Source organism: Candidatus Enterococcus wittei (assembly GCF_002140175.1).
GTDB classification, from domain to species: domain Bacteria; phylum Bacillota; class Bacilli; order Lactobacillales; family Enterococcaceae; genus Enterococcus_B; species Enterococcus_B wittei.
Map to the genome: position 1 here is coordinate 202,168 of NZ_NGMO01000005.1, position 8,804 is coordinate 210,971.

The 8,804-nt window shown below is 38.5% G+C and carries 8 protein-coding genes and 1 pseudogene; 5 read left to right on the forward strand and 4 right to left on the reverse strand.

Features of this window, described 5'->3' with window-relative positions:
- The first annotated feature begins 10 nt into the window (after positions 1-10).
- Positions 11-1,306: an ISL3 family transposase gene (locus tag A5844_RS13355; protein ID WP_086285663.1), complete on the forward strand. Its 1,296-nt coding sequence runs from the start codon at positions 11-13 to the stop codon at positions 1,304-1,306.
- Positions 1,307-1,385: 79 nt separating this feature from the next.
- A pseudogene (locus A5844_RS14720) lies at positions 1,386-1,469 on the forward strand (tyrosine-type recombinase/integrase); the annotation flags it as partial.
- Positions 1,470-1,537: 68 nt separating this feature from the next.
- On the opposite strand, the gene rpsI reads toward A5844_RS14720, so the two are convergent.
- Both rpsI and rplM read right to left on the reverse strand, forming a co-directional pair.
- On the reverse strand, positions 1,538-1,930 hold the full coding sequence (gene rpsI / locus A5844_RS13365) for a 30S ribosomal protein S9 (protein WP_047936613.1): 393 nt from the start codon (positions 1,928-1,930) through the stop codon (positions 1,538-1,540).
- 15 nt (positions 1,931-1,945) lie between these two features.
- Positions 1,946-2,374, reverse strand: coding sequence for a 50S ribosomal protein L13 (rplM, locus tag A5844_RS13370; RefSeq protein ID WP_153830627.1), 429 nt, complete (start codon positions 2,372-2,374; stop codon positions 1,946-1,948).
- 360 nt (positions 2,375-2,734) lie between these two features.
- Between rplM and A5844_RS13375 the strand changes: the two genes are divergently transcribed.
- Positions 2,735-3,946, forward strand: a complete 1,212-nt coding sequence (locus tag A5844_RS13375; RefSeq protein WP_086285664.1) for an argininosuccinate synthase — start codon at positions 2,735-2,737, stop codon at positions 3,944-3,946.
- A gap of 90 nt (positions 3,947-4,036) precedes the next feature.
- Positions 4,037-5,428, forward strand: a complete 1,392-nt coding sequence (gene argH, locus A5844_RS13380) for an argininosuccinate lyase (RefSeq protein ID WP_086285665.1) — start codon at positions 4,037-4,039, stop codon at positions 5,426-5,428.
- A gap of 209 nt (positions 5,429-5,637) precedes the next feature.
- Here the strand turns inward: argH and A5844_RS13385 are convergent, their stop codons facing one another.
- Both A5844_RS13385 and A5844_RS13390 read right to left on the reverse strand, forming a co-directional pair.
- Positions 5,638-6,105, reverse strand: coding sequence for a Dps family protein (locus A5844_RS13385; RefSeq protein WP_086285666.1), 468 nt, complete (start codon positions 6,103-6,105; stop codon positions 5,638-5,640).
- A 170-nt stretch (positions 6,106-6,275) separates the two neighbouring features.
- Entirely contained in the window at positions 6,276-7,820 is a 1,545-nt protein-coding gene (locus A5844_RS13390; protein ID WP_086285699.1) for a gluconokinase, read from the reverse strand.
- A gap of 58 nt (positions 7,821-7,878) precedes the next feature.
- On the opposite strand from A5844_RS13390, the gene A5844_RS13395 reads away from it, so the two are divergent.
- Positions 7,879-8,562, forward strand: a complete 684-nt coding sequence (locus A5844_RS13395) for a prepilin peptidase (RefSeq protein WP_086285667.1) — start codon at positions 7,879-7,881, stop codon at positions 8,560-8,562.
- Positions 8,563-8,804: the final 242 nt, after the last annotated feature.

Genomic DNA, 8,804 nt, shown 5'->3' on the forward strand with positions numbered 1-8,804 from the left:
GATATGCTCTATGAATGATTCTATCAAAAAAATGCTGAGATTAGTAGACAAAAATTTAACCATTACCGAGGTTACTTTCGAGACCCTGCACAAGAAAAAGACCTTAATCGTTGATGCGGTTCTTTCACCTGCTCCGTGTGCCTGTAAAAATTGTGGTTCTTCCGTGTTAGATGCGAATGGCAAGTCGATCGTTGTTAAAAATGGTAAGAAGAAAACGATGGTACGTTTTGACCCATACAATCATATGCCAATGGTCCTACGCTTGAAGAAGCAACGTTATACCTGTAAAAATTGTCGGAGAAACTGGACTGCTCAAAGTTATTTTGTCCGCCCTAGACATTCAATTGCCAATCATGTCAGATTCAAAATCATTTCTTTTCTAACTGAAAAAGTGTCTTTATCTTTTATTGCGAAAATTTGTCAGGTATCTTTAACAACCGTTATTCGTACATTGAAAGAGCTGAAATGCTATCTACCAAAACCTTCCAAAAGCACTCTACCTCGGGTATTGATGGTCGATGAATTTCGTTCTCATACTTGCAAGGAAGATAAGATGAGCTTTATTTGTGCAGATGGTGAGACAGGCAAACTAATTGAGATTTTACCCACACGCAAATTACCTCGTTTAACCAACTATTTTCTAAACTGTGCCAATCCCGAAACGGTAGAATACCTAGTTACAGACATGAATGCCGCCTACTTCCAGCTCACAAAAAGCGTTCTACCAAATGCAAAACTTGTGATTGACCGTTTTCATATAGTCAAACATATGAATCAGGCATTCAACGACTTTCGTATCCGAGAAATGAAAGAACTACGTGAGAGGGGGCAACATAGTGAAGCCGAAAAACTGAAAAGGAACTGGCGCTTTCTGTTAAAAAATCGTGAAAATATTAATCATTATGACTACAAAACATGGCGAAGTTTCCGAGCGCCTAAATACCCACTTCTTACCGAAGCCATGATGATTGATCGATTACTTGCTTTTTCAACACCTCTCAAAGAGACATATACTGTTTTTCACGAGTTGTTGGAAGCTTTTCGTGCCAAAGATCCCAACTTGTTTTTCTCCTTATTAAAAGAACTTCCAGAAACGCTAGACGACAGCTTTCGAACGAAGCTTCAAAACCTTCTATCCTATGAAGAAGGGATCACCAATGCGCTGGTTTATCCTTACTCTAATGGAAAAATAGAAGCGAAGAATACCCATATAAAGACAATGAAACGAGTATCTTACGGATTTAAATCATTTGAGAACATGAAAATTAGAATCTTTTTGATCAATCAATTAATCAAAGTGAAATAACAAAAAAATCTGAGAAAGAATGAGGTTCATTCTGACCCAGATTTGATTTTGCACAACTCATCAGTCCTTATTGACAAAGAGCCAAAATTATTATCTGGAATTAATGCCAGAAAAAAAGCACCAGCAAGATGCCGATGCTTTAAATCTGTTAAATGCTTTATAAGGTTCAAGCTGATTTGAACCAACTCGAACCAAAAAACTCTTGTAAACATTGATACAATAAGGAATTGATTAACGTTTTGAAAATTGTGATGCTTTACGAGCTTTCTTAAGACCTGGTTTTTTACGTTCAACCATACGTGCGTCACGTGTAAGTAACCCAGCACGTTTAAGAGCTAAACGGAAGTCAGGATCAACTTCTAGCAATGCACGAGCGATTCCGTGACGGATAGCTCCTGATTGTCCAGCGTAGCCTCCACCGTTTACGTTAACAAATACGTCATATGCGCCTTTTGTTTCAGTAACAGCGAAAGGTTGATTGATAACTTCACGTAAGTCAGCATGTGGAATATATTCTTCAACATCTTTTTTGTTTACGATAATTTTACCAGTTCCTGGTACTAAGCGTACACGAGCAACTGCATTTTTACGACGGCCTGTGCCGATATATTGAACTTGTGCCAATGAAATTCCCTCCTATTAGATTAAGTTTGTGATGTCTAAAACTTCTGGTTGTTGTGCTGCATGTGGATGTTCAGCTCCACCGTATACATTCAATTTTGTAAATTGTTTGCGGCCTAAAGTATTTTTAGGAAGCATTCCTTTTACAGAAGTTTCGATCAAACGACGAGAATTTTTAGCACGCAATTCACCAGCAGAGATTGATTTCAATCCACCTGGATAGTTGCTGTGACGGTAATAAATTTTATCAGTCGCTTTTTTACCTGTTAATTTCACTTTATCTGCATTAATGACGATTACGAAATCGCCAGTGTCCAAATGAGGGGTGAAAGTTGGTTTATTTTTTCCACGTAGTACAGATGCAACAACTGTTGAAAGACGTCCCAATGGAACATCAGTTGCGTCTACTACATACCATTTACGTTCTACTTCGCCTGGTTTGGCCATATATGTTGTACGCACGTTAGTTTCCTCCAATTTAAGTTCTGATGTTTGACATACACTTCGAGTTTCCGGGGCTCTTTGTGGGGCAAACAATACCATTTAACATATTACCTTCAAATCCCAATAATGTCAACGTTTTTCTGTCATACAGAAAAATTAAATTTTCCTTTCATTTTTATTTTCTTCTCCCTTATTCGCTTTATTACCACCTTACATATTGTGTATAAAAATTGGTTATTCGCATATATTTCGCATAAATTATTTATTTTTACGAAATATATGTATATTTATTTATAAAAACGATTGATTTTTTATTTTTATAATGTTATCATTTGAAACAACAAAAATTAAAGGGGCGATTATATGAAAGAAAAATTGATTTTAGCATATTCCGGAGGGCTAGATACCTCTGTCGCAATCAAATGGTTAGCAAAAGACTATGAAGTGATTGCTTGTTGTTTAGATATTGGTGAAGGAAAAGACACCGATTTTATAAAAGAAAAAGCCTTGAAAGTGGGAGCAACTGCTTCTTATGCCATTGATGCGAAAGAGGAATTTGCGCATGAATTTGCATTGGTAGCTTTACAAGGACATACTTTTTATGAACAATCTTACCCACTGATTTCTGCCCTTTCTCGCCCTTTAATTGCTAAAAAATTAGTGGAGTTAGCCCGATCCACTGGTGCTACAACGATTGCTCATGGTTGTACAGGTAAAGGAAATGACCAAGTTCGCTTTGAAGTTGCTATCAATGCTTTAGCACCTGAAATGAAGATCATTGCTCCTGTTCGTCAATGGCAATGGTCTCGTGAAGAGGAAATTGCTTATGCGGCATCGAATGATATCCCCATTCCTGCAAATTTAGAAAATCCGTATTCTATTGACCAAAATCTTTGGGGACGTGCATGTGAATGTGGTGCCTTGGAAGACCCTTGGGCAACACCGCCTACTGGGGCATATGAATTGACGACTGCCTTAGAATATACGCCTGACCAAGCAGATACTATTGAGATCACTTTTGAAAATGGAGTTCCAATTGCTTTAGATCAGGAGGTTTTACCTTTATCGGAACTGATTTTAACGTTGAATCAACTTGCGGGGAAACATGGCATCGGTCGGATCGATCATGTGGAGAATCGCTTAGTTGGGATCAAGTCTCGTGAAGTCTATGAATGTCCAGGAGCCCTTACCTTGATCCAAGCGCACAAAGAATTAGAAGATCTCACGTTTGTTCGAGAATTAGCTCACTTTAAACCTGTCATCGAACAACAGTTAAGTCAACTTATCTATGATGGCTTGTGGTTCAATTCATTGACAGATGCTTTATTAGATTTCTTAAAAGCCACACAAGTCTATGTAAATGGAACGGTTCGTGTGAAATTATTTAAAGGGAATGTGATCGTTGAAGGTAGGAAATCTGTTAACAGTCTTTATAACAAAGAATTAGCGACTTACACTTCTGCTGACACATTCGATCAACAAGCGGCTGTTGGCTTCATCAAATTATGGGGTCTGCCTTCAAAGGTCCATGCCGAAGTTCAGGCCAGCCAACAAATCCAAGCAAGTAAATACTAAAGGAGAAGGATCGCTTTCTACAAATAGATGAATGAGCGTATACTCTCAAACAGGAACTTTCTTATTTACTGAAGAATACAGGAGGGCAAAATGGATAAATTATGGGGCGGTCGTTTTCAAGGAAAAAATGAACAATGGATTGATGAATTTGGTGCTTCAATTTCATTTGACCAAAAATTAGCGGAACAAGATATTTTAGGTAGTTTAGCTCATGTAAGAATGTTGGCAAACACAGAGATTCTACCAGCAGAAGAAGCACAGCAGATCATTTCAGGTTTGGAAAAATTACAGCAACGTTTAAAGGATGGAACACTCCATTTCTCTGTAGCAAACGAAGATATCCACTTGAATATTGAAAAAATGCTGCATGAAGAAATTGGTTCTGTTGCAGGCAAACTTCATACTGCTCGCAGTAGAAATGACCAAGTAGCGACGGATATGCATTTGTATCTAAAAGAAACTGTCCTAGAAATCATCGATAAGCTTCATCATTTGCGCACTACCTTTGTCAACAAAGCAACTGAACATGTCGCAACGATAGCGCCAGGCTATACACATCTGCAGCACGCCCAACCGATTTCATTCGGGCATCATCTCTTGGCTTATTATCAGATGTTGACTCGGGATTATGAGCGTTTTTCCGAGAGTGTGAAGCGGATCGATCTTTCACCTTTAGGAAGTGCCGCCTTAGCAGGGACAACCTTTCCGATTGATCGGCAGTTTACAGCAACTGAGTTAGGATTTACTAATGTTTATGCCAATACCCTTGACGCTGTTAGCGATCGGGACTTCATCCTTGAATTTTTAAGTAATGCTTCATTTTTGATGATGCACTTGTCCCGTTTTTGCGAAGAAATCATACTCTGGTGTAGCTATGAATTCCAATATATTGAATTGACCGATACTTTTTCAACTGGTAGTTCTATTATGCCTCAAAAGAAAAACCCTGACATGGCAGAACTGATACGTGGAAAAACCGGCAGAGTATATGGCCATCTATTCGGGTTACTCACATTGATGAAAGGTCTTCCCTTAGCTTACAATAAAGATTTCCAAGAAGATAAAGAAGGCATGTTCGACACTAGTGAGACGATCTTGGCTTGCTTATCTATCATAGATGGCATGGTACAAACGATGAATGTCAACAAAGCTCGTATGTACGCAGCTACACAAAATGATTTTTCCAATGCGACGGAATTAGCAGATTATTTGGCTGCTAAAGGACTTCCTTTCCGTCAAGCTCACGAAATCGTTGGAAAACTCGTTTTACGTTGTACGCAACAAGGAGGTTATTTACAAGATATTCCTTTGCAGGAGTATCAAACGATTAGCCCACTGATCGAAGAAGATATTTACGATGCTCTGAGACCGGAAACAGCTGTGAAAAGACGGAATTCTCTTGGTGGTACCGGTTTTGATCAAGTGCAACAACAAATTGAAGTGGCTATGGCACAATTACAAGCAGAAAAAAATCAACCCTGAGCTATTGAGAAAAACGTTCTGACCCAAATGCCCATTAAAAATGTAAAATCATTTCTATGTATATGCCAATTTTCCACTGATGATGTTCAACATCTTCACTTCTTTTTTTTAAGAATATCTTCCAATAATGAATAGATAAAAGACCACCACTCCCTCGTATAGCTCAAGCTAGGCAAGTAGGTGGTGGTCAATCTTTTATTTAACTCTAATTATACATCGATTTCTGGTGCTTTACCTAAGTGTGCTTGGATCATCCAAATACGTTTTTCTGTAGCAGTTTTAAACTCTATAAAGATATCTTGCGTTGGATCATCGCCTTCTTCTCCAGAAACTTCGATTCCTTTTTGATAAAGGTCTGCTAAATAACGGTAACCAGATACTAACGTTTCTAAGCGTTCTGGAATTGTTCGATCCCAACGGCCTACTTCATCAGGGATTTTTGTATGCTCTGCAAATTCACGCAATGTTGAATAAGGTGAGCCATCTAGTGTAATCAAACGTTCTGAGATTTCATCTAATTGCCCATTTAAATCTTCCATGAATTCATCCATCATTGGGTGTAATGTAAGAAATCCAGGACCTCTCATATACCAATGTGTTTGGTGTACTACTGCACTCATTTGGCTTAAGTCTGCGACTAATTGGTTCAATACTTCTTTTGTTTGTTGGAATTTCATTTACTTCTTCCTCCTCACATTTACTATACTAAAATCATAGTAAACTTTCAGGTAAAAGTACACCAAAACCTATTAGATGAGAACGATTTTCAACCGAATGTATCCTCTAAATCTAAAACACTTAAGGAAAACTTTTTAAGGTAATACCGTCGTAATCCTCAAAGAGCTTTTTACATTTTAGCGTTCTTCTCTTCAATAGAGAGAACTTGACGTAAATCAGCAAACTCCTGATAATAATGGCCTAATTGTTGTTGCGTTGAAACAAATAAGGGGTACATTTTTTCATAAATATTTTTCGCTTTCACATCTACAGGTACTTGCACCTTTAAATGGATCACCCTCTTGGCCTCACTCAGTTCAATGATTTGTCCTAGACTTTGCCATCCCAAGATCACTGCTCCTAAAGCAGAAGCTTCTTTGACTTTAGGAAAAACGATTGGTTGTCCCAATACATCGGTCATGATTTGACGAAACAAAAGCGACTGGGCAAATCCGCCTGTTGCTCGGATTTCTGTCACTTGATCTTCTTTACAAATCCCGACAAGAATACGCTTGAGGTTTAAACAGATTCCTTCTAATACAGCTCGCATCATTTCTTTTTCAGTATGCCGACGTTGCAATCCGATAAAACTACCAAAGGCATCTGCCTCCCACACAGGAGCTCTTTCTCCTAATAAATAGGGATGAAACAGCAACCCATTTGCTCCAGGCGGTACAAAAGCAATCTCTTCCAAAATCGCTTCATATGGGTCTTGACCTTGACTCTTAGCTTTTTGAACCACCTCTTGCATAAACGTATGGACCGCCCAATCAAAAATACCTGCACCATTACTTGTGGCTCCACCTATGACCCAGTGTTCCTGGTCAAGTACGTAACAAAAGGTCTCCATCTCAGGGTGTAGTTGTGGTTTTTGGGAGATGAAGCGCAATGCGCCACTCGTTCCGACTGTTAATGCAGCAGTCGTTTCTCCAAAAGCACCTAATCCTAGATTAGACAATGGTCCGTCAGCGCCACCTAATATAAAAGGAGTTCCTTCATCAACGATGCATTTCTCTTTAGCAGTTGACGTGAAATGTCTGAACTGAGTAGTAGAGTTCGCTAGTTTAGGCAGTTGTTCAGCGGAAATCCCTAAATCTTGTAAAATCTCTTCTGCCCATTGGAATTTCTGATAGTCAAAGTAACCAGTGCCAGATGCAGTACTGTAATCACAGACCAACTCACCAAACAACTGATCAAAAATGTATTCTTTAATACCAACATAATAGGCTGTTTTTTCGATCAACTCTGGATATGTCCGTTTCAGCCATTGGATCTTGATCAGCGGAGACATCGGATGGATCGGCGTTCCTGTCAGCTCATAAAATGCCTTGCCTTTAGTAGTATTTTTTAGAATTTCTGCTTCTTGGACTGCTCGAGTATCTGCCCAAGTAAGCATCCGTGTCAACGGCACTTTATTTTTATCCAATAAGATCAAGCTATGCATTGCTGTCGAAAAGGAGATAAACCGAACGTGTCTTGTGGGTAGTTGACGAATAACTTCGTTGATGACCGTATACACCCCTTGTAAGATCAACTCCTGATCTTGTTCTGCCATCCCTTCTGTTTCTTGAATCAATGGGTAGTGGAAGTAGGCAACTGCTACTTCTTCTGCTTGCTCATTAAAAGCCACCGCTTTTGTTTGCGTAGTTCCTATATCGACACCAATTGCGAACATCTTTTTCACCTCTACTTATTCTCCTTTTGCGTACCTTAATAAAAAGGAGGCTTTATCCATGCTTATTTATTTTATCATTGGTTGTTGCATAGGATCTTTTCTATGCTTGATTGCACAACGAATCCCTCAAGGTCACTCTATTATTTCCCCTAGATCTCATTGTGTCAACTGCAAAAAAGTGCTTTGTTGGTATGAATTGCTTCCTTTAATTTCTATCGCGATGCAACGATTCCGCTGTCGTCATTGTCACGCTCGTCTTTCTTGGATTTATCCAATTGCTGAATTAACTGGCGGTAGCTTAGTTATGTATGTTGAAATTTATTTTAAACAAAATAAGTGGTTTTTATTGCTTTGGTTGCTTTGTTCTTTGATGTTCTCACTAATGGATGTCCTTTATTTCAGCATTGATGCTCATTTATTGTACCTTTCGTGGGGATTGTTGTGGATCATTTGGTTAATGACAGGAAACTTTCACTGGAAAAGTAGTTTAGTAGTATCTCTTATAGGTTTCTTGGCTCTTCATTATGGACAAATCTATCTAGGTGCAGGTGACTCTTTACTTTTGATCAGTTGGAGCGGTGGATTAGCCCTAGATCAAATCCTACATGTCATATTTATCGCAAGTCTTTTTGCATTGATCTTCTTTTTCAGTACATTCATTTTATTTCAAAAAAAAATAGAAAAGCTTCCTTTTGTGCCTTTTCTTAGCACCGCACTGTGGCTCGTTTTGCATTTCAGCTAAAAAGAAACTTTATGTCAGCAACACTTTGCCTCACGCAGTAAGAAAAAAACTCTGAAGATAGTTTTTCCTATTTTTGAGATTTCGACTTAATATAGAAAGAATTGACTGTTGAACACCGTTTATTGAGGCTTTGACAACAGCGCTTTGATCTGAATATTAAGACAGGAAATTGAAAAATAGCTTCCCATATTTTACAATTTTTTGGCTTAATATTGAAGATCAGCTGTTGGAACACCGTTTAT

Coding starts and splice junctions, on each gene's coding strand:
- rplM (WP_153830627.1), bottom strand. CDS start 2,374: ATGGCCAAACCAGGCGAAGTAGAACGTAAATGGTATGTAGTAGACGCA.
- A5844_RS13385 (WP_086285666.1), bottom strand. CDS start 6,105: ATGAAATTCCAACAAACAAAAGAAGTATTGAACCAATTAGTCGCAGAC.
- A5844_RS13375 (WP_086285664.1), top strand. CDS start 2,735: ATGAAAGAAAAATTGATTTTAGCATATTCCGGAGGGCTAGATACCTCT.
- A5844_RS13395 (WP_086285667.1), top strand. CDS start 7,879: ATGCTTATTTATTTTATCATTGGTTGTTGCATAGGATCTTTTCTATGC.
- A5844_RS13390 (WP_086285699.1), bottom strand. CDS start 7,820: ATGTTCGCAATTGGTGTCGATATAGGAACTACGCAAACAAAAGCGGTG.
- A5844_RS13355 (WP_086285663.1), top strand. CDS start 11: ATGAATGATTCTATCAAAAAAATGCTGAGATTAGTAGACAAAAATTTA.
- argH (WP_086285665.1), top strand. CDS start 4,037: ATGGATAAATTATGGGGCGGTCGTTTTCAAGGAAAAAATGAACAATGG.